19 protein-coding genes are annotated in these 23,883 nt (G+C 65.5%); 6 read left to right on the forward strand and 13 right to left on the reverse strand.

Annotated features, from left to right (window positions below):
• Positions 1-53: 53 nt before the first annotated feature.
• The 6 genes from SJI00_RS09585 to SJI00_RS09610 form a co-directional block, all read right to left on the reverse strand.
• On the reverse strand, positions 54-1,475 hold the full coding sequence (locus tag SJI00_RS09585) for an efflux transporter outer membrane subunit (RefSeq protein WP_322461492.1): 1,422 nt from the start codon (positions 1,473-1,475) through the stop codon (positions 54-56).
• The gene (locus tag SJI00_RS09590; protein WP_322461493.1) at positions 1,472-2,347 is read right to left on the reverse strand and encodes an HlyD family secretion protein; all 876 of its coding nucleotides are present in this window, start codon (positions 2,345-2,347) and stop codon (positions 1,472-1,474) included. Before SJI00_RS09590 ends, SJI00_RS09585 begins: the two co-directional genes overlap by 4 nt.
• Complete coding sequence (locus SJI00_RS09595) at positions 2,344-2,550, reverse strand: DUF1656 domain-containing protein (protein WP_416221018.1); 207 nt, start codon at positions 2,548-2,550, stop codon at positions 2,344-2,346. The genes SJI00_RS09590 and SJI00_RS09595 overlap by 4 nt, the downstream gene beginning before the upstream one ends.
• Complete coding sequence (locus SJI00_RS09600) at positions 2,550-4,637, reverse strand: FUSC family protein (RefSeq protein ID WP_322461495.1); 2,088 nt, start codon at positions 4,635-4,637, stop codon at positions 2,550-2,552. Before SJI00_RS09600 ends, SJI00_RS09595 begins: the two co-directional genes overlap by 1 nt.
• Positions 4,634-5,071, reverse strand: a complete 438-nt coding sequence (locus SJI00_RS09605) for a MarR family winged helix-turn-helix transcriptional regulator (RefSeq protein ID WP_322461496.1) — start codon at positions 5,069-5,071, stop codon at positions 4,634-4,636. The genes SJI00_RS09600 and SJI00_RS09605 overlap by 4 nt, the downstream gene beginning before the upstream one ends.
• 218 nt (positions 5,072-5,289) lie before the next feature.
• Positions 5,290-6,090 carry a tetratricopeptide repeat protein gene (locus SJI00_RS09610; RefSeq protein WP_322461497.1) on the reverse strand — a complete coding sequence of 267 codons (801 nt, stop codon included), beginning with the start codon at positions 6,088-6,090 and terminating at the stop codon, positions 5,290-5,292.
• A 207-nt stretch (positions 6,091-6,297) separates the two neighbouring features.
• Between SJI00_RS09610 and SJI00_RS09615 the strand changes: the two genes are divergently transcribed.
• Positions 6,298-6,855, forward strand: coding sequence for a WCX domain-containing protein (locus tag SJI00_RS09615; protein ID WP_322461498.1), 558 nt, complete (start codon positions 6,298-6,300; stop codon positions 6,853-6,855).
• Positions 6,856-6,869: 14 nt separating this feature from the next.
• Here SJI00_RS09615 and SJI00_RS09620 read toward each other — a convergent pair whose 3' ends face one another.
• The 3 genes from SJI00_RS09620 to amaB form a co-directional block, all read right to left on the reverse strand.
• A complete protein-coding gene (locus SJI00_RS09620) occupies positions 6,870-7,688 on the reverse strand; it encodes an alpha/beta fold hydrolase (RefSeq protein ID WP_322461499.1) in 819 nt (272 codons plus the stop codon).
• 250 nt (positions 7,689-7,938) lie between these two features.
• Entirely contained in the window at positions 7,939-9,225 is a 1,287-nt protein-coding gene (gene amaA, locus SJI00_RS09625; RefSeq protein ID WP_322461500.1) for an L-pipecolate oxidase, read from the reverse strand.
• 155 nt (positions 9,226-9,380) lie between these two features.
• Positions 9,381-10,871, reverse strand: coding sequence for an L-piperidine-6-carboxylate dehydrogenase (amaB, locus tag SJI00_RS09630; RefSeq protein WP_322461501.1), 1,491 nt, complete (start codon positions 10,869-10,871; stop codon positions 9,381-9,383).
• Positions 10,872-11,008: 137 nt separating this feature from the next.
• Here amaB and SJI00_RS09635 point away from each other — a divergent pair, with 137 nt between their 5' ends.
• The 3 genes from SJI00_RS09635 (at position 11,009) to SJI00_RS09645 (ending at position 15,283) form a co-directional block, all read left to right on the forward strand.
• Positions 11,009-11,899 carry a LysR family transcriptional regulator gene (locus SJI00_RS09635; protein WP_322461502.1) on the forward strand — a complete coding sequence of 297 codons (891 nt, stop codon included), beginning with the start codon at positions 11,009-11,011 and terminating at the stop codon, positions 11,897-11,899.
• A gap of 339 nt (positions 11,900-12,238) precedes the next feature.
• Positions 12,239-13,630, forward strand: a complete 1,392-nt coding sequence (hglS, locus tag SJI00_RS09640) for a 2-oxoadipate dioxygenase/decarboxylase HglS (RefSeq protein WP_322461503.1) — start codon at positions 12,239-12,241, stop codon at positions 13,628-13,630.
• 276 nt (positions 13,631-13,906) lie between these two features.
• Positions 13,907-15,283: a NorM family multidrug efflux MATE transporter gene (locus tag SJI00_RS09645; RefSeq protein WP_322461504.1), complete on the forward strand. Its 1,377-nt coding sequence runs from the start codon at positions 13,907-13,909 to the stop codon at positions 15,281-15,283.
• Positions 15,284-15,536: 253 nt separating this feature from the next.
• Here SJI00_RS09645 and SJI00_RS09650 read toward each other — a convergent pair whose 3' ends face one another.
• Positions 15,537-17,204 (reverse strand): putative bifunctional diguanylate cyclase/phosphodiesterase, encoded by a 1,668-nt coding sequence (locus SJI00_RS09650; RefSeq protein ID WP_322461505.1) that lies wholly within the window; start codon positions 17,202-17,204, stop codon positions 15,537-15,539.
• A 247-nt stretch (positions 17,205-17,451) separates the two neighbouring features.
• Between SJI00_RS09650 and rep the strand changes: the two genes are divergently transcribed.
• The gene (gene rep, locus SJI00_RS09655) at positions 17,452-19,461 is read left to right on the forward strand and encodes a DNA helicase Rep (protein ID WP_322461506.1); all 2,010 of its coding nucleotides are present in this window, start codon (positions 17,452-17,454) and stop codon (positions 19,459-19,461) included.
• A 233-nt stretch (positions 19,462-19,694) separates the two neighbouring features.
• On the forward strand, positions 19,695-20,264 hold the full coding sequence (locus tag SJI00_RS09660; RefSeq protein WP_322461507.1) for a xanthine phosphoribosyltransferase: 570 nt from the start codon (positions 19,695-19,697) through the stop codon (positions 20,262-20,264).
• 273 nt (positions 20,265-20,537) lie between these two features.
• On the opposite strand, the gene SJI00_RS09665 is transcribed toward SJI00_RS09660, so the two are convergent.
• From SJI00_RS09665 to SJI00_RS09675, 3 genes are all read right to left on the reverse strand, one after another.
• Positions 20,538-22,406 (reverse strand): acetyl-CoA hydrolase/transferase C-terminal domain-containing protein, encoded by a 1,869-nt coding sequence (locus SJI00_RS09665; protein WP_322461508.1) that lies wholly within the window; start codon positions 22,404-22,406, stop codon positions 20,538-20,540.
• A 344-nt stretch (positions 22,407-22,750) separates the two neighbouring features.
• Positions 22,751-23,179, reverse strand: coding sequence for a c-type cytochrome (locus SJI00_RS09670; RefSeq protein ID WP_322461509.1), 429 nt, complete (start codon positions 23,177-23,179; stop codon positions 22,751-22,753).
• A gap of 136 nt (positions 23,180-23,315) precedes the next feature.
• Positions 23,316-23,864 (reverse strand): cupin domain-containing protein, encoded by a 549-nt coding sequence (locus SJI00_RS09675; RefSeq protein WP_322461510.1) that lies wholly within the window; start codon positions 23,862-23,864, stop codon positions 23,316-23,318.
• Between the last annotated feature and the right edge of the window lie 19 nt (positions 23,865-23,883).

The raw sequence follows: 23,883 nt of genomic DNA on the forward strand, positions 1-23,883 counted from the left end.
CACTCGCCTTGGACGGCGCACTGGTCCAATCACGAGCGCACGCTGAACAGTGCTCAAGGCGCCGCACCCGGCTCCTTCCACCCCCCACCCAACGCCAAAAACACCCCCACCTGCCCCATCGCCACCTGCGCATCCGCCGCCGCCAACTGCGCGCGCATGTCGGTGTACGTACGGGTTGCCTGCAGATCCGCGAGGAACGAAGCGCGCCCGGCCTGATAGAACCGGTGCGTCTGATCCGCCGCGTCCTTGGCCGATTGCTCGGCGTCCATCAGCGCCTCACGCCGCTCCAGCAACGCGCTGTACTGCGCGAGCCGGGTCTGGGTCTCACGCACCGCGTTGAGCACCACACCATCGAAATGCGCGAGCGCACCTTGCGTCGAGGCTTCGGCCTCGCGAATCCGCGCGCGGGTGCCATTGGTGGGGATGCTCCAGCTGACCTGCGGGCCGAAGCCCCAGCGATTGGTGGCGGGTTTGCCGAGGTTCTCCACCAGGCCGATGGTGCCGATCTGCGCGCCGAAACTGATGTCCGGGTACAACGCGCCAGTGGCCACACCGATGTTGGCGGTGGCAGCGGCAAGCTGCCGTTCGGCCTGGCGCACATCAGGCCGGCGCTTGAGCAGCGCGGCGCCGTCGCCGACCGGAACCAGCTGCGTAAGGTGCGGCAGCTCGGCGCAGTCGGCTACGCCCGCCGGCAGTTGCTCGACGGGCTTGGCCAGCAGCGCGGCGAGCGTGTACAGGCCGGTCTCACGCTCGGCCTTGAAGCGCGGCAGCTCTGCGCGCAAAGACTTGAACTGGGTTTGCGAGCGGGTCACCTGGGTTTCATCGCCCCGGCCGGCATCGCGCAGGCGCTGGTTGAGCTGCACGCTCTGCTCCTGCAGATCCAGCGACTCGCGGGCAATGTGGTACTCCTCGTTGGCCGAGCACACTTGCGTGTAGGCCTTGACCACATCCGCCACCAGGGTGATGCGCGCGGTGTCGGCGGCGGCCTGCACGGCGTCGGCATTGGCCTTGGCCGCCTCGGTGCCGCGCTTGAAGGTGCCCCACAGGTCGAACTGGTAGGAGGCGCTGATGACGGCGTCGGCAACGTTGCCGACCGGCACTTTTTCCGGCTGCAAGAACGCCTCGCCAGACTCCTGCAAGCGCTGCGCACCGAGCTTCACGCCTGCGTCGAAGCCGCCGCGGGATTCGGCGATGTCCACCTGGGCGCGGGCCTTGGCGATGTTCGCCGCCGCCACGCGCAGGTCGGTGTTGGCGGCCAGGGCCTGTTGCACCAGCGCATCGAGGTGGCGGTCCTGGTACAGCCGCCACCAGTTTTCCGGCACCGGCGCCGACACCACACTGTCGGCGTCCTGGCGCAGCGGGCCGTTGAGGTCGTTGCGCTGCACGGCGGCGTCCTTGGGCACTTCGTAGTCAGGGCCGACGGTGGTACAGGCACCCAGCGACAGCGCCAGCCCCAGCAGCATCCACTGCTTCATGGCTGCTGCCTCTCGAGGATGGACACCGTGGCGGTGCGCCCGGCGATCATGTGGAAATCGGGCGGCACGTCGTCGAAGGCGATGCGCACGGGGATACGCTGCGCCAGGCGCACCCAGCTGAACGCCGGGTTAACGTTGGGCAGCAGGTTGCTGCCGCTGCTGCGGTCGCGGTCTTCGATGCCAGCGGCAAAGCTCTGCACATGGCCGCGCAGGCGGGTGTCGTCGCCCATCACACGGATGTCCACGGCATCGCCGACGCGGATGCCGCCCAGCTTGGTCTCCTCGAAGTAGCCATCGACGTGGTAGGAGGTGCTGTCGACCACCGCCAGCACGGGCCGACCTGCGGTGACGAACTCGTGATCGCGCGGCGCGCGGTCGTTCAGGTAGCCGTCCACCGGGCTGCGCACCACCGAGCGGTCGAGGTTGAGCTGGGCGGAATCCACCGCCACCTGCGCCTCGTTGACCGCCGAGCGGGCGCGGGCTTCGCGGGACTGGCTCTCTTCCAGCTGCTCCGCCGCCACCAGGTTGCCCAGCTTGCGGTTACGCCGGGTTTCCCGCGCCGCCTGGGCCAGGGTTTCCTGACGCTCGCCCAAGGTAGCCTGGGCATGGCGCAGGGCCAGGCGGAAGCGGTCCTGGTCGATGGTGAACAGCACGTCGCCGCGCTTGACCACCTGGTTGTCGCGCACCTCGACCTTCTGGATCAGGCCGGAAACGTCCGGGGCGACCTGGATCACGTCGGCGCGGATATGGCCGTCGCGGGTCCAGGGGGCGAACAGGTAGTAGCCCACCATCTGCCACACGAGCACGGCAGCGAAGGTCACGACCAGCAAGGTCAGGACCACACGGCCCAGGGTCAGCATCGGTTTTTTCATAGCATCAGGCTTCGGCAAAAGTGGTCGACCGCGCTCAGCAGCACGGCATACAAGGCAACGTTGAACAGCGCCCGGTGCCAGACCAGGCGATAGAAATGCACGCGCACCAGCAGCGCATGCAGCCCCAGAAACAGCACGTAGGTGAACACCATCATCACCAGCAGCGTGGGCAGGAACACCCCGCTGACATCAACTTCACCCATCACAGCGGCGCGCCCTCCAGGCCAGGCGGTAGATCGAGGGGTTCGGTCGGTTCGAGCGTCACTTCCACCCCCGGCAGCAGCGCCAGGCGCAGGCCACTCAGGGCATGCAGCAGGTGGCCACGGGCCTCGCCCCGCTCTTCACCCGGCTCCTGGACCAGGCGCTGGCGGGCGCGCTCCATGTTGCGCAGCAACGCAGGCGATGCATGCAGCCGCTCACCGGCGCGCAGGCAGGCGGCGTAGTGCCCGCCGACTTCCTCGATCACCGTCTGCACCCGCTGGCGCGCCTCTACACCGACGCGCGGCAGATACGCCAGCAGGTCGAGCAGGTTCAACCCCACGCGCAGGTCACGCAGCGCCACGCCGGTGTCCTGACCGGTCTGCGACAGGCGCGGCAAGTGCTGCATCAGGCGGTCGAGCATCTGTACGCCCACCTTGCGCTGCTCGGCCAGGGTCGCGGGCACGGTCATCTCGACGATGTCGCGCCAGGCGAAGCGGGTCAGGCGCTTGGCCGCCAGCTCCACGCCGAACGGGCGCAGCACCAAGGTCCAGATGAAGGCGAACAGCAGCCCGATGGGCCCGGCCAGGTTGGCGTTGGCAAACGCCAGGAAATCGGCGTCGTAGGCGCCCTGGATGCTGATGAAGGTGGCGGTGTTGACGATGGTCAGCAGCGTGCCGAGGTAGAAGCGCGGCTGCACGGTCAGGGTGCCGACGCAGATGAACGGCACGGCGAAGGCCAGCACCAGCATGGGGAAGTCATGCAGGTTGGGCAGCACCAGGAACAGGTACAGGCTGGAGAAGATCACCGACATCAGGGTCCAGAAGAAAAACCGGTAGATCTGCGGTGCCGGATCGTCCATCGCGGCGAAGAAGCTGCACGCGACGGAGGCCAGGATCACGGCGCTGGCGCCATCGTGCCAGCCCAGCGCGATCCACAGGCCACAGGCGACGATGATCGCGGTGACGGTGGAGAACACCGAATACAGCATCAGGCCACGGTCAAAGAACGGCGTCAGCCGGGCCAGGCGCCAGTGCCGGTAGACCGCGCGCCAGGGGGTGGCATCGTCCTGGCGCAAGGCCGTCTGCAGGGTGCAGCAGTCTTGCCAGAGGTCGACCCATTCGCCCAGGCGGTACAGCGCATTGGACAGCAGCAACTGGTCGCGCTGGGCCAGTGCATCGGCGTGCGGCTGCAGCTCGGCCAAGGTGGCGTGCAGGGATTTCCAGCGTGCCAGCGACGGGCGTTCGGCGCTGGCTTGCAGCCATTGGCGTGCCTGCGCCAGGGCCGGCAGCAGCTCGGCGAAGCGCTCGGGTGCGCGGGCTTCGAGCGCCGACAGGGCATCGTCGAGGGCGTCGGTCACCGGCAGCAGGTGAATCATCCGGCCGCGCAGTTCGCGCACGTTTTTCAGCAGGTGCGGCCCGGCGCCCTCATGGCCGAGTTGGCCGATCATCACTTCCAGGCTGTTGAAGGTCGCCACCATGCTCGCGCGCATGCCGGCGGCCTGCTCGGCACTGGCCTCGCGCGCCAGGTAGAGGCCGCTGTAGCGCTGGGCCTCGGCGAACCATTTGCCCGTGGCCTCGACCACCACCGGCGCCAGGCGGCGGGGCCAGAAGATTGCGCCGACCACCGCTGCGCAGACGATGCCCAGGCAGATTTCCTGGGCCCGGGAAGAGGCCACGTCGAACACGGCAGTGGGGTTGTCGACCACCACCAGGGCGATCATCGGCAAGGTGTAGCCGGCCAGCATGAACACGTAGCTGTTGGCGGTGCGCAGGTTCAGCGAGAGGTAGAGCAAGGTGCCGGTCCACAGGGCCACGGCAATGCTCAGCAACAGGGGTGACTGCACCAGCGGCGGCACCAGCAGAATCGCCCCGCCAGCGCCGAGCAAGGTGCCAAGCGCGCGATACAGCGCTTTGGAGCTGGTCGGGCCGACGAAGGGGCTGGAGACGATGTACACGGTCGCCATTGCCCAGTAGGGCCGTGGCAATTGCATGAGCAAGGCGATGTACAGGGCGATCATCGACGCCGAGAAGGTGCGCACGCCGTAGAACCAGTCGCGGGCGGGCGGCACCGAGCTGAAGAATGCTTTCATGCCGGACCACCTGCCGCTTCGAAAGCGCGGATCACCCGCAAGGTGGCTTCCAGGTCGGCCTGGTCGATGCCCTTGAGCACCTCCCGACGCAGGCGCACCAGCTCGGCTTCGATGGATTCGGCCAGGGCATGGCCCGCAGCAGTGAGGCTCAGGGCCTTGGCGCGACGATCGAGCGGGTCGGCGCTGCGGCAGACCAGCCCTGCTTTGCACAACTGGTCGAGCAGGCGCACCAGCGACGGGCCTTCCAGGCCGGACGCCTGGGCCACGGCCACCTGGTGCACGCCATCGCCCAGGCGCACGATCATCAGCAACGGCATGGCGCAGGCTTCGGAAATGCCATAGCCGGTCAACGCGGTATGGCACGTGCGCCGCCACTGGCGAGCGGCAACGATCAGGCCGCTGCTGAGGTTGAGGCGCAGGGAATCAAGGGTCATAGGGGTACGGTGTTTAATTCATAGTTTGCTAACTATTAATATACGCCTGTGCGTCCCCCCGCCGTCAACCGCCAGGGGCTGGGCGGCAAGCCCAGTGCACGGGCGATGTCAGGGGTATGAGGCCTGCAGGGAGGTACAGGTTCAATGGCGGGCTTCGCAGATCCGGCGCGGTAGGTCAGGCGACTTCGCTGGAGCGCTGAACCGCACCCTGGCGGCCCCTACCCCCCAATCCGATCATCCACGCCCATCCCCCCGGCCCGTCGGCTGCCCAACTCGATGGCCTGCGCTCGCCAGTGTCGATAGCGCGCCGCGTTGCGCCGACTGAAATGCAGCGCAAGCTCTTCGGCGGCTTGCACCACGCCCGCCGTGCTGGCCAGTTCCAGCCAGTAGAGGCCTGCGCGCGTATCGACCGCGACCTGCACGCCATGCAGCAAGCGATAGCCGACTTCAAACCGGCAACGTGCATCGCCCTGCTGCGCCCCACGCAGAAACCACTGGTACGCTGCCGGCGGATCGACAGCCCAGGCCTGATCGCCATCGCACACTTCTTCTTCGTACAGATCGCCTAGCGCAGCGGCGGCGTGGGTCATGCCACATTCGAACGCATGACGGTAATACTCCGCAGCCTTGGCATAGGCGATATCCACCCCTTTGCCAAAGTAGTGCTGCTGCCCCAGGTTGAACCAGGCCGTGGCACAGCCTTGCAACGCCGCCATGCGCAGCAGGTGGTTGGCCAGCAGCGGATCGGCGCGCCAGTACTTGCCGTTGAGCCAGGTCCAACCCAGATCGGTGAGCGCTGCGACATCGCCGTGCACCGCCGCACGGCGCAGGTCACGGTAAAGGACGTGTGGGTCGTCGCCGGCATCGAAGCGCAGCACCAGCGCGCAGCGCACACCGCCCACCGGCAGTCCGACCCCGGTAAAGAGCCGCTGACGCCGACCGAAACGCGCCTCGACCGGCATGATGGTCGCTGGCAACAGGCGTTCGAGCAGGGAATGGATAGTGCTGGCAGGTGACATGTTCATCCTCGTTGAACAAACCGCAACCCCGACCTCGACTGCGATGGACCGTGATTCTGGCGTGAGGTCACGACAAAACCTGTCGCGAACGAACAGCGCTCAGGCAACCAAATGCGGGTTACTTGATCTGAGCGAGACGTGGCTAATTGCCATGCGTTCCCGCTGCCGCCATGCTATTGCGGCAAGCCTAGACAAGGACGTTTCAATTTGCCGTTCGCCACTACCCGCGCCACCCTCAGCCGACAGTGGGCGCTGCTGCGCCAATTGCCGAGCCGCTCGCCGGGCATCACCAGTGCCGAACTGGTCTGGAGCCTGCGTGACGTAGGCTTCAACGTCAGCAAGCGTACCGTCGAGCGCGACCTCAACGAGCTGTCGCTGATCTTCCCCATCGAACGAAACGACAAGAGCATCCCGTTTGGCTGGCATTGGGCAGCCACGGCGGGCAGCGAGTTGCGTGGCAGTTTCGACCTGCAAGGGTATCTGCGCACAGAGGCCCTGCAGGCCCCGCCCGAGCAGGGCCTGGAGCTGCAAGCCTGGATCAGCGACGCACTGGCCCGGCAACTGCGCCAGACCCCGCTCAGCCGCGACATGCACATCACTGCCCTGCAGCAGGGCCACCGCCTGCGGGCCACGGTCAGCGACGGTCTACCGCTGCGCTGGTGGTTGCTCAGCCAGGGCGAGGGGGTGCTGGTGGAGCAGCCGCTAGGCCTGCGCGAAGAAATCGCCCAGACCCTGAGCAGCGCGGCGGCGCGCTACCAGGGCTGAGGGTGCCTGGCCTTTCAGCGCGACAGGAACGCCAGCAAGTCGTGGTTCAGCTGCTGCGCGTGGGTCACCGCAAAGCCATGCGGCGCACCTGAGTAGACCTTCAGCTGCGCCTCGCGGATCTGCTCGGCGGCCTGCTTGCCGGTGATGTCGAACGGGACTACCTGGTCGGCATCGCCATGAATGATCAGGGTCGGTACATCGACCTTGGCCAGGTCTGGCCGGAAATCGGTCTGCGAGAACGCCGTCACGCATTCGAGCGTGGCGTGGATCGAGCCGAGCAAGGCCATGTGCAGGGTGTGCGCCTTCACCCCATCGGACACGTGCTGGCCTTTGTTCAGGCCATAGAACGGGGTGGCGAAATCGCTGATGAACTGCGCGCGGTCGTTGCGCACGCCGGCCTTGATGTCTTCGAACACCGAGTCTTCGACGCCATCGGGGTGGTCTGCGCGCTGGCCGAGCATGGGCGTGACCGAGCCCAGCAACACCAGGCCAGCGACACGCTCGGTGCCGAAGCGGCCGATATAACGGCTCACATCGCCGCCGCCCATGGAGAAGCCCACCAAGGTGACCTGCTGCAGGTCCAGGTGCTCGATCAACTGGGCGATGTCGTCAGCCAGGGTGTCGTAGTCATAGCCGTCCCACGGCTGGCTGGAACGACCGAAGCCACGGCGGTCGTAGGCGATGGCGCGGTAGCCCCGACTGGCCAAGAACTCCATCTGCGAGTCCCACATGTCGGCATCCAGGGGCCAGCCATGGCTGAACAACACAGGCTGGCCGCTGCCCCAATCCTTGTAGTAGAGGGCGGTGCCGTCACGGGTCACGAGGGTGCTCATATCGGTGTCTCCAGGAACGTGGACAGGTCTTGGTCTTGAGTCCAGGTGCTGGGGAACGTTCAGATTCGTGCGCGGGCCCGAGCCGGCCCTGGGCATGCGCTTGGCCCGTCGTTCGCGTGGCTGATCTCGACGCTTGAAACAGCGACTCGCCCCCTGCGGCGACACAGTCAGGCCACTACCTGGGCCGGTCTGACCCAGCGTTCATCTGAGCGCACGCAAAGCCGTGCGCTGAACAGCCATGCCGGACGGTCTACAGCACCACGCGCAGACACTGCCCCGCGTGATACAGCGAGAACCCCGACTCATAGAACGCCGTGCGCAAGCTGGGCGTACTCACCGGCTTGGCGGCTGAAAACGCAATCGGCAGGCGCTCGGCCTCGCCACACAGCAGAAACTCGGCCAATGCCCGGCCCACCACAGTGCCGGTGGTATTGCCACGGCCGTTGTAACCGGTCACCGAGACCAGGCCGGGGGCCGGCTCGAACAGGCGCATGAGGTGGTCGGGGGTGAAATCGATGCAGCCGGTCCAGTGCTGCTCCCATTCGACCTTGCCCAGCGCCGGGAAGTAATGGCGCTGGATGCGGTCGGCCCAGCGGCGGACGAACCAGGCCGGTTTGTTGTCGACCCGCCCCAGGCTACCGAGCAGCAGGCGGCCCTGGTCATCGCGGCGAATGCTGCTGAGCACGGTGCGGGTGTCCCACGAGCCCTGGCCGTGGGGCAGCACGGCCTCGGCGGCTGCGCCGTGCAGGGGTTTGGACGCCACTTGGTAGTAGTAACCGCGGAAGAACTGCGTGCGCAGCGCGCTCCAGTCGCCTTCGGTGTAAGCACCTGTGGAAATCACCACCTGCTGCGCCTGCACCTGGCCATCGGCGGTCTGCACCTGCCAGCCGCCGTCGGTCTTGATCAGCTGTTGCACCGGCGAGTGCTGAAACACCTTGCCGCCCAGCCGTACCACCGCGCCAGCCAGGCCCTGGGTGTAGGCCATCGGGTTGAGGGTGCCGGCACGGTGGTCGAGCAGCGCAGCGGCGATCTTCTCGGTGCCACAGTATTCCTGGCAGCGCGCGCCGGTCAGCAGCTCCACGGGCGCGCCTCGGCGCGACCACTGTGAATGTCGGGCCTGGAGGTCGGCGATGCCTGTCGCATTGTGGGCCATGTGCAGGGTGCCCTTGTGCTGCGCCTGGCAGTCGATGCCCAGGCGCTCGATCAGCGCGAACACCTGCGCCGGCGCCTCTCCCAGCGCCGCGTTGAGGCGGCTGCCCTGCTCGCGGCCCAGCGTGGCTTCGACGTCGTCCGGCCGAATCCAGGTGCCGGCATTCACCAGCCCGACATTGCGCCCGGAGCCGCCATGGCCGATGCCATGAGCCTCCAGCAAAACCACCGAGCGGCCCTGCTCGAGCAGGTGCAGCGCCGCCGACAAGCCGGTAATACCGCCGCCGATCACACAGACATCGGCCCGCTGCTCACCCACCAGGGTCTGCGCGGTCACGCTCGGCGGTGTGATGGATTCCCACAGGCACGCTTGACGCAATTGAGACATGAGCGACTCCAGCGATAGTGTTCTTGTGTGCGGGTGTCGCGGGCTCCAGCGTTCTCGATCGACAGATTGATGCACAAGACGCTGCAGCGCGGCCGGTCTGGCGCTGGCCCAGCGCCTGTCGCACCCACCTGCAGGCGAAAAGGCGCACCCGGGTCTCAGTCGAAGACAATGCCCTGGGCCAACGGCAGCTCACGCGAGTAATTGACCGTGTTGGTCTGCCGGCGCATGTAGCCTTTCCAGGCATCAGAGCCGGACTCACGCCCACCGCCGGTTTCCTTCTCACCGCCAAACGCCCCACCGATCTCCGCCCCGCTGGTGCCGATGTTGACGTTGGCGATCCCGCAGTCGCTGCCCGATGCACTCTGGAAGCGCTCGGCTTCGCGCAGGTCGGTGGTGAAGATGCACGACGACAGGCCCTGCGGCACCTCGTTGTTCAGGCGCAGCGCTTGATCGAAGTCGTCATAGGCGACCACATAGAGGATCGGCGCAAAGGTCTCGTGACGCACCACGTCAGTCTGCGCCGGCATCTCGACGATGGCCGGGGCCACGTAGTAGGCGTTGGGGAACTGCTCGGCCAGTTGCCGCTCACCGCCGAACACCTGCCCACCCTGTTCGCGAGCCTTGGCCAGCGCGCCTTGCATGGCGTCGAAGGCCTGGCTGTCGATCAGCGGGCCGACCAGGTTGTCCTTGCGCGGATCGCCAATGCGCACCTTGGCGTACGCCGCTTTGACACGCGCTATCACCTCGTCCTTGAGCGAGCGGTGCACGATCAGCCGGCGCAGCGTGGTGCAGCGTTGCCCGGCCGTGCCAACCGCCGAGAATAGGATGCCGCGCACGGCCAGGTCGAGGTCGGCGCTGGGCGCAAGGATCATGGCGTTGTTGCCGCCCAGTTCCAGAATGCTGCGGCCAAAACGTGCCGCCACCCGCGGCCCGACTTCACGGCCCATGCGCGTGCTGCCGGTGGCACTGACCAGCGCCACGCGCGCATCATCGACCAAGGCTTCACCCGCTTCGCGGCCACCGATGACCACCTGCGCGAGCCCTGCGGGCGCATCGCCGAAGGCCTTGAGCGCCTTGTCGAACAGCGCCTGGCAGGCCAGCGCGGTCAGCGGGGTTTTTTCCGACGGTTTCCACACCACGGCGTTACCGGCCACCAAGGCCAGGGTGGTGTTCCAGGCCCACACTGCGACCGGAAAATTGAACGCGCTGATCACCCCGACCACGCCCAGCGGGTGCCAGGTTTCGCGCATGTGATGGCCCGGGCGCTCGGAGGCGATGGTCAGGCCGTAGAGCTGGCGCGACAGGCCCACGGCGAAGTCGCAGATGTCGATCATCTCCTGCACTTCGCCCAGCCCTTCCTGGGTAATCTTGCCAGCCTCGATGGAGACCAGCTCACCCAGATCGGCCTTGTGCGCGCGCAGCACTTCACCGAACAACCGCACCAGCTCGCCACGGCGTGGTGCCGGCACGTCGCGCCAAGCCTCGAAAGCGGCGTGGGCTCGACCGATGCCGGCAGCGGTTTCAACCTTGCCAACCAGCTGTACCGAGGCAATCTGGCTGCCATCGATCGGCGTATGGACCGCGTGATCCCCGTGCGTATAGGCCTCGGCGGCCACGCCCAGGCGTTCGAGCAGTGCTGCAACCATCGTGCTTCTCCTACATCGGTGAACAGGTGGGAATATCCTTGGAATTCAGTATTAATCCGATTACATCGGCGCAACAAATGACCTTTACTCCGCTTATCATTCCGCCAATGAATGTTTTTGGTCAGTAGAGACCCACCATGTCCAAACGTCTGACGCCGACCATGGCCGCCTTGCAATGCTTCGAGGCCACCGCCCGCCACCTGAGCTTCACCCGCGCTGCCGACGAGCTGCACCTGACCCAGAGCGCGGTCAGCAAGCAGGTCGCGCACTTGGAAGAGATGCTTCATCACCGGCTGTTTCTGCGCATCCGCAGGCGCCTGCAATTGACGCCTGCCGGCAGCCTGTACCTGGCCGAAGTGACCAAGATCCTCATCCAGATCGACATGTCCAGCCGCTACGTGCTGACCTACGGCCAGCAGACCGAGGTGCTCAAGGTCGCCACTCAGCCCAGCTTTGGCGTGCGCTGGCTGATTCCGCACCTCAAGGGCTTTGGCCGCGCGCACCCGAACATCCACCTGGACATCCGCAACGAAATGGAGCCGTTCGTGCTGCTGCAAGGCGCAGCGGACGTGGTGTTTTTCTTTGGCCGGGGCACCTGGCCAGGGGCGACGTGCCTGGAACTGTTTCGCGAAGAAGTGGTGCCGGTGTGCGCTGCCGAGCTGCTGCAGGGCGGTGCCGTGAACAGTGTCGACGAGCTGGCGCAGTGGGTGCTGCTGCAGAACGCTTCGCGGCCCGAAGCCTGGCATGAGTGGTTCCTGGAGCAAGGGTTGCACTCGGTGAACAGCTACCAGGGCCCGCGTTTCGACACCTTCTACATGGCGCTCAGCGCGGCGCAGTCGGGATGCGGCGTGGCGCTGGTGCCACGTTACCTGGTGGCCAAGGAGCTCAAGGAGGGCAGCCTGGTTCTGGCCTGGGACCACGCCATGCCAAGCAAGGGCGCGCATTACCTGGCCTACGCCGAACATGCGGCAGAAGTGCCCAAGGTGCGGGCGTTGGTGGAGTGGGTGCAGCAGCAGTTGTCGGTGTAGGCGCCTCTCCTGGGCTGTTGCGCAGAGGGCTCGTTTGCTGAGGGCGCGACCGGTGCAGCGCTCTGGGCATTGGCGAAGGGTTTCGAACCCGCCCAATGGCTGCACTCGCGTTGATCGCGCGCGATGCCTTGCTTGAGTGAGGGCGGCGCTGCCGCCCCTCGCGACTGCGCGGTGCCTTGCAGGAATCGGCCTGCTTACGGTGTGAGTGCGTTCAAGTCTCTGATCGAACGGCAGCAGATCGATCAAAAACGGAATGACTCACCCACTTTTTTTCGCTTGTGAGGCAAGTGCATTCCCAGTTTTCATGTACCGGTCCTTCACAGCCTCAGGAAGCTTGCGATGCCCGCCCATGATTTCGTCAGCCCAGACAGCATTCGCGCACAGTTTTCAGCCGCGATGTCGCTTATGTACAAAGAAGAGGTGCCGCTGTACGGCACGCTGCTGGCGCTGGTGAGCGAGATCAACCAGCGGGTGCTTGCCGAGCAACCCGAGGTGGCCCAGACCCTGCGTTGCACCGGGGAAATCGACCGCCTCGACCAGGAGCGCCACGGTGCCATCCGCGTGGGCACTGCCGAAGAACTCGCCACCATCGCCCGCCTGTTCGCGGTGATGGGCATGCAACCGGTGGGTTATTACGACCTCAGCTCGGCGGGTGTGCCGGTGCATTCCACCGCATTTCGCGCCGTGCATGAGCAGTCGCTGCAGGTCAGCCCGTTCCGTGTCTTCACCTCGCTGCTGCGCCTGGAACTGATCGACAACCCCGAGTTGCGCGAACTGGCGCAACGCCTGCTGGCCCAACGCAACATTTTCACCGACCAGGCCTTGGCGCTGATCGAGCAATGCGAGCGCGACGGTGGCCTGACCGCTGCCGATGCCGGGCGCTTCGTCAATGAAGCCCTGCACACCTTCCGTTGGCACCACGAAGCCACCGTCACGGCCGAGCAATACCGGCAGTTGCACGACCAGCACCGTCTGATCGCCGATGTAGTGGCGTTCAAGGGGCCGCACATCAACCACTTGACCCCGCGCACCCTGGACATCGACGCCATCCAGGCCGGCATGCCGGCCAAGGGCATTGCGCCCAAGGCCGTGGTCGAAGGCCCGCCGACCCGTCGCCATCCGATCCTGTTGCGCCAGACCAGCTTCAAGGCCTTGCAGGAAACCGTGGCCTTTCTCGGCAACGGCGATGCCGGTAGCCACACTGCGCGCTTTGGCGAGATCGAGCAGCGCGGCGCGGCACTCACGCCCATCGGCCGCCAGCTCTACGACACCTTGCTTGACACCACCCGTGCCGCCCTGGGCGGCGTGCCCGCCGAGGCCAATGCCGAACACTACCGCGCGCTGCTGGCCGAGCACTTCGCGGCCTTCCCCGACGACCTGGCGCAGATGCGCGAAGAGCACCTGGCCTACTTCCGCTATTTCCCGACCGAGCGCGGGCTGGCAGCCCGGGGCGACGTCGACCGCCCGCTGACCTGGTCGGCCTTGATCAAGGCCGGGCATGTGCGTGTCGAAGCGCTGGTCTACGAAGACTTCCTGCCGGTCAGCGCTGCCGGCATCTTCCAGTCCAACCTGGGCGACGACGCGCAGGCGCACTACGGCAGCAATGCCAACCGTGAGGCCTTCGAAGCCGCGTTGCAGATGCCGGTGCAGGATGAACTGGCCCTGTACGCGCAAACCGAATACCGCTCGATGCAAGCCTGCGCGCAGGCGTTGGAGCTGCCTAATCTGTAGGAGCTGAAACCCAGCACGATCGCGCATGGCCAGCCAGGCCCGTGCAAGAGCGAGCTCGCTCGCGAAAAACGCCCAGCCACCGCGCTCTGCCAGGCGCTCGCGTCATCGTTGACGTCCATCGCGAGCAAGCTCGCGCCTACCGTGGGCGCAAGACGCGGTTCAGATTGGGGGCCCGCAGCAACCTGTTGAGGAGCGGCTACTGCCGCGATTCCTTTTGTACAACGCTGATCCAGGCCTCAGAATCAGCATTCCGCCCTACCCCGCCCGAAGGCTGCCATGCACGTTGCCCCCTTTTCCGAACTCAAAGCCCTGCTGCGTCTGGCAGGGCCATTGATCGCCTCGCAACTGGCGCACATGCTGATGGTGCTCACCGACACCCTGATGATGGCGCGCATCAGCCCGCAGGCGCTGGCTGGCGGTGGCCTGGGGGCGGCCAGTTATTCGTTCGTGTCGATCTTCTGCCTGGGCATCATTGCCGCAGTCGGTACGCTGGTGGCAATCCGCAAGGGCGCAGGCGACATCGCCGGCGCCACGCGCCTGGCGCAGAACGGCTTGTGGCTGGCGTGGGGCGTGGCGCTGCTGGCCGCCCTTGCCTTGTGGAACCTCAAACCCTTGCTGCTGCTGTTCGGCCAGGACCCGCAGAACGTCGACAGCGCCATGCAGTTCATGACCGTGCTGCCGCTGGCCCTGCCCGGCTACCTGACCTTCATGGCCTTGCGTGGCTTCACTGCCGCGCTGGGCCATTCGACCCCGGTGATGGTCATCAGCCTGGTCGGCACGGTGCTCAACTATGTGTTCAACCATGCCTTGATCGAAGGCCACTACGGTCTGCCGCACCTGGGCCTGATGGGCATCGGCCTGGTCACTGCGGTGGTCTCGCTGGGCATGGCCATCGCCTTGGCGCTGTACATCCGCTGGCACCCGGTCTACGACGCCTACCCACTGCGCCAGGACCTTGGCCGGCCGTCGCTCAAAGCGCTGCGCGAATTGCTGCGCCTGGGCCTGCCCATCGGCGGCACGTACATGGTGGAGATCGGCCTGTTCGCCTTCGCCGCGCTGTGCATGGGCATCCTTGGCAGCACCGAGCTGGCGGCGCATCAGGTGGCGCTGCAGATCGTGTCGGCCGCGTTCATGGTGCCGACCGGGTTGTCGTACGCCGTGACCATGCGCGTAGGCCTCTACTACGGCGCCGGCCACTTGCTCGCAGCGCGCAGTGCCGGGCGCGTGGGGATTGGTTTCGGTGCGCTGATCATGTTCGTCTTCGCTGCGCTGTTCTGGCTGCTGCCGGAGGGTCTGGTGGGGCTGTTCATCAACCGTGACGACCCAGCTTTCGCGGCGATCTTCCAACTGGCGGTGGCGCTGGTGATGGTGGCGGCGTGGTTCGAGCTGTTCGATGGCGTGCAGACCATCGCCATGGGCTCGTTCCGCGGCCTGAAGGACGCCAAGACCACCTTCCTCATCGGTCTGGGCTGCTACTGGCTGGTGGGCGCCCCCAGCGCCTGGCTGTTCGCGTTCACCTGGGGCCAGGGCGCCGTAGGCCTCTGGTGGGGTCTGGCATTGGGCCTGGCCTGCGCTTCGGTGGCGCTGACCTTCGGCTTCGAATGGAAGATGCGCCGCTTGCTGGCACGCCGGGCCAAGCCTGCAACGTCGTGATGCGTGCTCGAGGTTGGCCAAGAACGGTTCGAGCCGCCTTGGTGGACGGGCGCTCTACGGTCCGTCCAGCAGCAACGCCGTGCAGCCAAGCGGCTCAGGCTGCGCCGCAGCGCGACGTGATAGCCGCACGCCCAAGTGCACGGCAGTGAACCCACCCGGGGCCGACCGCATGCCCCTCCAGCCAGACGCGGCAAATCGGGGGCGTCTGGCCTGGCGGTTGCTTCGAGGCGTCGACGCCAGCGCTTGAGCGACCTTACCAGGCCTCGACCAGGGCGCGGCTGGCGCCACCGTTGAGGTAAGCCATCAGCGCCTGCACCGGCAACGGCCGGCTGACCAGGAAACCCTGTACCTGGTCACAACCCAGGCTGCGTAACAGCGTCAGTTGCGCGTCGGTTTCCACCCCTTCGGCCACCACTTCCAGGTTGAGGTTGTGCGCCAGGTTGATCATGGCCGGCACCAGCTTGGCGTTTTCCTCACGCAGGCCCATGCCGGCGACGAAACTGCGGTCGATCTTGAGCAGGGTGATGGGCAGGCTGTTGAGGTGCACGAACGAGGAAAAACCGGTGCCGAAATCGTCCAGAGAGAAGCGCACGCCCAAGTGCCCCAAAGCGTCCATGGTCTGGCGCACCTGCTCGTTGCGGCGCATCACGGCAGTTTCGGTCAGCTCGAATTCGAGCCAACGCGCATCGACGCCGTGCTCGATGATCAAGCGGCTCAGGGTCGCCAGCAACTGGCTGTCCTGAAACTGGCGAAAGCTCAGGTTCACCGCCATGTGCAACGGCGGCACGCCGCTGGCCTTCAGTGCCTGCATATCGCGCAGCGCACGCGAGATGACCCAGTAGCCCAGCGGCACGATCAGCCCACTTTGCTCAGCCAGCGGCACGAAATCGCTTGGCGGCAGCAAGCCGCGCTCGCTGTGGCGCCAGCGCACCAGGGCTTCGAGGCCGACAATGCGCCCGTCGCTCAGGCTCAGGCGCGGCTGGTAGTGCAGCTCCAGCTCGTCGCGGCGCAGCGCCCGGCGCAGTTCGCCTTCCAGGTCAGCGAGGCAGCGGGCGTTGCGGTTGATGCGTTCATCGAACAGGTGATACGTGCAGCCTTGCACGCCTTTGGCCTGGCGCATGGCGATGTGCGCGTGCCACATCAAGGGGTCGGCGCCGGCCTGGACGCGCGCATGGGCCAGGCCCAGGCTGCAGCCCAGCAGCAGGCTTTCACCGTCGATCCAGTAGGGCTCGGCCAAGGCCTCGGTGATGCGCTCGGCGATGCGTTGGGCACGCCCAGCGTCACGCTGGGTGTCGATCAACAGGGCGAACTCGTCGCTGCCCAGGCGCGCCAGTTGGTCACCGGCTTCCAGTTGCTTCTGGACCCGCGCCACCACCTGCAGGATCAGCCGGTCGCCGCCCTGGTGGCCGAGGGCGTCGTTGACGTGGCGGAAGTTGTCCAGATCGAGGTGGCCGAGGGCTAGCCCACGCCCGTCGTTCTGCGCCAGGCGCGCGGTGAGCAGCGCCTGGAAGCCCTGGCGGTTGGCGATGCCGGTGAGCGGGTCCTGTTCGGCCAGGCGTTGCAGCGTGCTCATGAGCAGACCACGTTCACGCACATGGCGCAGCGAGCGACGCACCACATCGGCGGTGCACTGGTCGCGAACCAGCCAGTCGCTGGCACCGGCAGGCGGGGTCAGCGGTTCGGTGTCCAGCAGCAGGATGGTCGGCAATGCGCAGCGTCCCGGCTGCGGTTGACGCCGCGGGGTGGCCAGCACCACGGCCTGCCGATCGTCGGCGAACAGGCTGTCGACCGCATCCCAGGCCGGTGCGGTCAGCAGCACTGCGGTGCTTTGGCAGGCTTGCAAGCACTGACGCAGATGCGCCGCCCATTCCGGCTCATCGGCCAACAACAGCAAACGCAAGGGTTCGGCAGGCGTGGACACGCGGGCTCCTTAGGCGAAAGGCATAGCGACGGACGGCCGTATGCTACTCCACAACTGGAAATGGTTCTCAACAAAATAGAGGCACAATGCCGTATATCGCGTCACATTCTGTCGCTAATGCTGCGCCAAAGCGTCTGGCTGGGCAAATGTGATTTACGCGAAACGTTTCCACGGCAGACGGTCGCGCCATGGCCTCGCAGGCCTGCTAGAATGCGCGGCTAATTTTTGGCCACCCCCGGTTTACCGCATGTCCCGACTCAACCCCCGGCAGCAGGAAGCGTGCGACTACGTCGGCGGCCCCCTGCTGGTGCTCGCCGGTGCAGGTTCGGGCAAGACCAGCGTGATCACCCGCAAGATCGCCCATCTGGTGCAGAAGTGCGGTATCCGCGCCCAGTACATCGTCGCCATGACCTTCACCAACAAGGCTGCGCGCGAAATGAAAGAGCGTGTCGCCACGCTGCTGCGCCCAGGTGAAGGTCGCGGTCTGACGGTGTGCACCTTTCACAACCTGGGCCTGAACATCATCCGCAAGGAACATGCGCACCTGGGCTATAAGCCGGGCTTCTCGATCTTCGACGAGACCGACATCAAGGCCTTGCTGTCGGACATCATGCAGAAGGAGTACGCGGGCGACGACGGCATCGATGAAGTGAAGAACATGATCGGCGCCTGGAAGAACGAGCTGATCCTGCCGGCCCAAGCCCTGGAACAAGCCCGCAACCCCCGCGAGCAGACCGCCGCCATCGTCTACACCCACTATCAGCGCACGCTCAAGGCGTACAACGCGGTGGATTTCGACGACTTGATCCTGCTGCCGGTAAAGCTGTTCGAAGCGCACCCCGAGGTGCTCGAACGCTGGCAGAACAAGGTGCGCTACCTGCTGGTCGACGAATACCAGGACACCAACGCCAGCCAGTACCTGCTGGTGAAAATGCTCATCGGCCAGCGCAACCAGTTCACCGTAGTCGGTGACGACGACCAGTCGATCTACGCCTGGCGCGGTGCGCGCCCGGAAAACCTGATGCTGCTCAAGGACGATTACCCGTCCCTGAAAGTGGTGATGCTGGAGCAGAACTACCGCTCCACCAGCCGCATCCTGCGCTGCGCCAACGTGCTGATCGCACATAACCCGCATGCTTTCGAAAAGCAGCTGTGGAGCGAAATGGGCGTGGGCGACGAGATCCGCGTGATCCGTTGCAAGAACGAGGACACCGAGGCCGAGCGCGTGGCCATGGAAATCCTCACCCTGCACCTGCGCACCGACCGCCCTTACAGCGACTTCGCCATTCTTTATCGGGGCAACTACCAGGCCAAGCTGATCGAGCTCAAGCTGCAGCACCACCAAGTGCCGTATCGCCTCTCGGGCGGTAACAGCTTCTTCGGTCGCCAGGAGGTCAAGGACCTCATGGCCTACCTGCGCCTGCTGGTGAACCCGGATGACGACAACGCCTACCTGCGGGTGATCAACGTGCCGCGCCGGGAAATCGGCTCCACCACCCTGGAAAAACTCGGCAACTACGCCACCGAGCGCGGCGTGTCGATGTATGCCGCCAGCGAGGAGCTGGGCCTGGGCGAGCACCTGGATGCGCGCTACACCGAGCGTTTGCAGCGCTTCAAGCACTGGCTCGACGGCGTGCGTCACAAGGTCGCCCTGGACGATCCGATTGCCGCGCTGCACGAGATGGTCCGCGACATCGACTACGAAAACTGGATTCGCCAGAACACCGCCAGCGACAAGGCTGCAGAATTTCGCATCAGCAACGTGTGGTTCCTCATCGATGCCCTGAAAAACACCCTCGAGAAAGATGAAGAGGGTGACATGACCATCGAAGACGCCATCGGCAAGCTGGTGCTGCGCGACATGCTCGAGCGCCAGCAGGAAGAGGAAGACAACGCCGAGGGCGTGCAACTGATGACCCTGCATGCCTCCAAGGGCCTGGAATTCCCCTACGTGTTCATCATGGGCATGGAAGAGGAAATCCTCCCGCACCGCTCCAGCATCGAAGCCGACACCATCGAGGAAGAGCGTCGCCTGGCCTACGTGGGCATTACCCGCGCACGCCAGACGCTGGCCTTCACCTTCGCCGCCAAGCGCAAGCAATACGGCGAGATCATCGACTGCACCCCCAGCCGCTTCCTCGACGAACTGCCGCCCGAGGACCTGGCCTGGGAAGGTCTGGACGACGCTCCGGTGGAGGTCAAGGCCGCACGCGGCAACACCGCGCTGGCCGACATTCGGGCGATGCTCAAACGCTGATCAGGCGCTAGGTTTTAATGAATGAACGTCCTGGATCTGCGACAAGGCGAGGCTGAACGCCCCACGCGCTGTTCAACGCCATGACCAGGCTTCGAGGCAGTCGGCACAGCACCAGGATGTGTAACCGATACCGCAGTACACGCGCAGGCCCCCATCGAGGCGCGTGAAACCCCTACAACCTTTGTTCCGGCGACACACGCCGGGGCCACATTCGTTTCATCGAGGACACCCCCGTGCAAGCACTGCAGCAGAAGATTCGCGACGAAGGCATCGTGCTTTCCGATCAGGTGCTCAAAGTCGACGCGTTTCTCAACCACCAGATCGACCCAGCCCTGATGCAGCTGATCGGCGACGAATTCGCCCAACTGTTCGCCGAGGCCGGCATCACCAAGATCGTCACCATCGAAGCGTCCGGCATCGCCCCGGCCGTGATGACCGGCCTGCGCCTGGGCGTGCCGGTGATCTTCGCCCGCAAGCACCAGTCGCTGACCCTGACCGAAAACCTGCTGAGCGCCTCGGTATACTCCTTCACCAAGCAGACCGAGAACACCGTGGCCGTCTCGCCACGTCACCTCAACAGCAGCGACCGCGTGCTGGTGATCGACGATTTCCTGGCCAACGGCAAGGCGTCGCAGGCGCTGATTTCGATCATCAAACAGGCCGGGGCCACCGTGGCCGGCATCGGCATCGTCATCGAGAAGTCGTTCCAGGGCGGCCGTGCCGAGCTGGACAGCCAGGGCTATCGCGTGGAATCGCTGGCGCGGGTCAAGTCGCTGGAAGGCGGGGTCGTCACTTTCCTGTAAGCCTGATGCCTGGCAGGCGACAGTGGGTCAGACCGTGATGAAGCTTCAACATGGGCTGCGCTCGCCCGAACGCTCACGCTGAGTAGGGGCCGGTCTGGCGCTCCGGTTAGCCGCAATGGGCGGCGCAGCCCGCCCAAAGCTGCCACCTCGACGTCCCTGTCAATGCGCCGGTGCCTGGATCAGGCCGGCTTTGCCGGGGCAAGGCCGTCACGCTCATTCATCTGCGATGGCGCGCAGCCGGCCCCGCGCACATTGCAGACTCGAGCGCGCACTTCAACCTGCGCGGGTCGCCTGCAGCGCCGCCAGCAGCAGGCGCTGATACAGGTCCTGCTTGAGGCCCTGCGGGGCCTCCAGCTGCATACGCACCAGGTGCGCGGCAAATGCCCCAGGCGCCGGCGCATCCAGAGCGGCCTTGCCCAGGTCCAGCGCTTCGCTGAGCTTGAACTTGCTCTTGAGCCAGTTCAACGCGCGCAGCAGGTCGCGTTCCTCATCGGTGAAGTCGCTGCCCAACGGATATTCCGGAAACAACGCCGGATGCTCGCTGCCAATGCGCGCAAGCCGTTCGGGGGTGTTGTCAGTAAAGCGCGTGGGCAATGCGAAATCCTGCGCCAGCTTGCCCGCTTTTTTCGCCTCGGCCATCAGGCCTGGCTGGAAACGGGAATCGCAGATCGCCAACAGCCGTGCAATCACCTCGCTATCGGTCTGCCCACGCACATCGGCAATGCCGTATTCGGTCACCACGAGGTCGCGCAGATGCCGGGGAATCGTGCAGTGACCGTACTCCCAGTACAGATTGGAGCTCACCTCCCCGCCCGCCTCGCGCCAGCTGCGTAACAGCAGCACTGAGCGCGCGCCCTCCAGCGCGTGGGCCTGGGCGACGAAGTTGTACTGCCCGCCGACCCCGCTGAGCACCCGGCCATCTTCCAACTGATCCGCTACCCCAGCACCCAGCAACGTGGCGGCAAACACCGTGTTGACGAAGCGCGCATCGCGGCGCTGGCGTCGCTTGCGCGCTTCGTCGCCGTACAGCTCGTTGATGTAGCTGATGGCAGTCATGGCAAAGCGCTCGCGCTGAGCCAAAGGCATCTCGCGCAGGCGTTGATAGAAGCTGCGCGGACCGAGGAAGAAGCCGCCGTGCACCAGCACCCCGCTTTCATCGGCTGGCCGGCGAATGACCCCCGCTTCGGCCAGCGCCAGAAGGCCGTTGACGAACATTTCGCTGCAGCCGTACAGGCCTTGCTCGAACGGCGCCAGGCCACCCTCCTGATCGATCAGCGCCTGCCAAGGGCTTACATCAAGTGCGCCCAGTAGCGCACGGTACCCCGCATTGTTCCGCTCACGGGCCAACAGCGCCGAAGCCACCGCATCGCCCATGGCACCGATACCGATCTGCAAGGTGCCGCCGTCGCGCACCAGCGCACTGACGTGCAGGCCGATGCAGTGATCCTGGGTGGTGACCGGCATGTTCGGTGTGGAGAACAGGCGGCGTTGCTCGGGCACATCGATCAGCAGGTCGAACTGCGCGTCGGCGAGTTCCGCGTCACCGGGCATGTACGGCAGCTCGGCATGGACCTGACCGAGCATGAGGATGGTTTCCCCAGCAGCACGGCGCTTGGCGACCTTGGGTAACAGGTCAAGGGTGATGTCCGGGTTGCAGGCAAGGCTCAACTGGCCCGGCCGCTCTGGCGAGGTCGCGACCAACTGAGCGATGAGGTTCAGGCCCTTGGCGTTGATATCGCGCGCGGCGTGACTGTAGTTGCTGCTGACGTAGTCTTGCTGGGCGGCGTCGCTGTGCAGAAGGCTGCCGGGCTGCATGAAGAACTGTTCGACACGGATGTTGGGTGGCAACTGATCGTTGCGCAGGTCGGCGAGGTAGTCGAGCTCTTGGTAGTCGGCGAAGACCCTTTCGAGGAAAGGCTCCAGGAAGCGCTTCTGCAGGCCGCTGCCGGCTGGCGGTCGCCCAAGGCTCAGGGCCGTGTAGATCGTCAGGTGCCGTTCAGGGCACTCACGAATGCGCGCATACAGCGCGTTGACGAAACCATTGGGCTTGCCCAGGCCCAACGGCAGGCCCATATGGATGTGCGCCGGGAGCTGCGCCAGTACCTGGTCTACCGCCTGATCGATCGAGCAACGCTGCGCCATCGTGGCCTCCATGAGCGTCCGGGGATGCGCCTGTTGGACCAGCATGGAGAGGGTTTTGCTGCATCAGGTGGGAGGCCCGCAAACGGCCTGATCACGCGTTGCGGCGACAGGCGCCGGCTGCGCCGACCCGCGCCGCCCACCGGAGCGCCGGACCGGCCGCTCCAACGGGTGTTCAGAGGGCGGAGCGGAATCGTTGCTGCCGGACAACGCCGTTTCTGTAGGCGCCGGCTTCGGTCGCGATGGGCGGCAACGCCGCCCCAGTGCAGACAACGCGCTGTATCAAGCACCCACTGCGGGTGCCGCCACGCACCTCGCTCAACCACGAATCGATGGTCGTGCGCCGATTACAACCCCGACATCTTCTGGATCGCCTGCTTCAGCTCATCATCCGAGCAATCGGAGCAGGTGCCCTTGGGCGGCATGGCATTGATACCGGTGATGGCCTTGGCCAGGATGCCGTCGAGCCCGCCCTGGTGGTCGGCGCGCGCTTTCCAGGCGGCGGTATCGCCGATCTTCGGCGCGCCCAGCAGGCCGATGCCGTGGCATGCGTTGCAATGCTTACCGATGACGTCGTCGATGTTCTTCGCACCGCCTGCGCCCGCCCCGGCGGCGACGGCCACGTCCATGCCCTTGCATGCCTGGCCCTGGACGCACACTTGCCCCACCGGCGCCAGGCGCGTGGCGAGGTCATCGTTGGTCGCTGCCTGGGTGTTGAGCGCCCACAGGGCGAACATGATGGCTGGTAGGGCCAGCCTCTTCTTGATCTGGTTCACGCGTACACCCTCATGGTGGCTAATCTTGCCCACGGCCACGGTTTACGCGGGCGCCGGAAGTATAACGACAAGCCCTGCCCCTCGAAACGACCTTACAGGGGAAAGGGGTATTGCCGAGCCAATAGGCTGCGCCAGATCAAAAGTTCGAAGGGGTCGCGGCGCTGATCAGCCGCGCAGGCTCAGCGAAGGGGTTGCGAAAACGGTGCGGGCGGGTGCTTTCGAAGTAGTAGCTGTCACCGGCTTCGAGGATGAACGTTTCGTGGCCGACCACCAGCTCCAGCCGCCCCTCGAGGAGAATGCCGGTCTCTTCGCCATCGTGGGTGAGCATTTCCACGCCCGTGTCGGCGCCCGGCGGATACACCTCATTGAGAAAGGCGATAGCACGGTTGGGATGGGATTTGCCCACCAGTTTCATGGTCACGGCGCCGTCGGAGATGTCGATCAGCTCGTCGGCTTTGTAGACGATCTGTGCGGTGCTCTCAGGCTCGAGTTCGACCGAAAAGAACTCGACCATGGACATGGGGATACCGCTGAGCACCTTGCGCAAGGAACTGATCGACGGGCTGACGCTGTTTTTCTCGATCATCGAGATGGTGCTGTTGGTCACCCCGGCGCGTTTGGCCAGTTCCCGCTGGGAGAGGCCTTTGAGCTTGCGTATGGCTTGCAGTCGTTCGCCAACGTCCAAAGCTGAGCCTCCTGGAAAC

It is taken from the genome of Pseudomonas gebzensis, assembly GCF_034427815.1.
GTDB lineage: Bacteria > Pseudomonadota > Gammaproteobacteria > Pseudomonadales > Pseudomonadaceae > Aquipseudomonas.

Bases quoted from the DNA above. Each gene is read 5' to 3' on its own strand.
- SJI00_RS09590 (WP_322461493.1), bottom strand. From the start codon at position 2,347: ATGAAAAAACCGATGCTGACCCTGGGCCGTGTGGTCCTGACCTTGCTG.
- SJI00_RS09610 (WP_322461497.1), bottom strand. From the start codon at position 6,090: ATGTCACCTGCCAGCACTATCCATTCCCTGCTCGAACGCCTGTTGCCA.
- SJI00_RS09620 (WP_322461499.1), bottom strand. From the start codon at position 7,688: ATGAGCACCCTCGTGACCCGTGACGGCACCGCCCTCTACTACAAGGAT.
- amaA (WP_322461500.1), bottom strand. From the start codon at position 9,225: ATGTCTCAATTGCGTCAAGCGTGCCTGTGGGAATCCATCACACCGCCG.
- SJI00_RS09600 (WP_322461495.1), bottom strand. From the start codon at position 4,637: ATGAAAGCATTCTTCAGCTCGGTGCCGCCCGCCCGCGACTGGTTCTAC.
- SJI00_RS09635 (WP_322461502.1), top strand. From the start codon at position 11,009: ATGTCCAAACGTCTGACGCCGACCATGGCCGCCTTGCAATGCTTCGAG.
- SJI00_RS09665 (WP_322461508.1), bottom strand. From the start codon at position 22,406: ATGGCGCAGCGTTGCTCGATCGATCAGGCGGTAGACCAGGTACTGGCG.
- SJI00_RS09605 (WP_322461496.1), bottom strand. From the start codon at position 5,071: ATGACCCTTGATTCCCTGCGCCTCAACCTCAGCAGCGGCCTGATCGTT.
- SJI00_RS09585 (WP_322461492.1), bottom strand. From the start codon at position 1,475: ATGAAGCAGTGGATGCTGCTGGGGCTGGCGCTGTCGCTGGGTGCCTGT.
- amaB (WP_322461501.1), bottom strand. From the start codon at position 10,871: ATGGTTGCAGCACTGCTCGAACGCCTGGGCGTGGCCGCCGAGGCCTAT.
- rep (WP_322461506.1), top strand. From the start codon at position 17,452: ATGTCCCGACTCAACCCCCGGCAGCAGGAAGCGTGCGACTACGTCGGC.
- hglS (WP_322461503.1), top strand. From the start codon at position 12,239: ATGCCCGCCCATGATTTCGTCAGCCCAGACAGCATTCGCGCACAGTTT.
- SJI00_RS09645 (WP_322461504.1), top strand. From the start codon at position 13,907: ATGCACGTTGCCCCCTTTTCCGAACTCAAAGCCCTGCTGCGTCTGGCA.
- SJI00_RS09595 (WP_416221018.1), bottom strand. From the start codon at position 2,550: ATGGGTGAAGTTGATGTCAGCGGGGTGTTCCTGCCCACGCTGCTGGTG.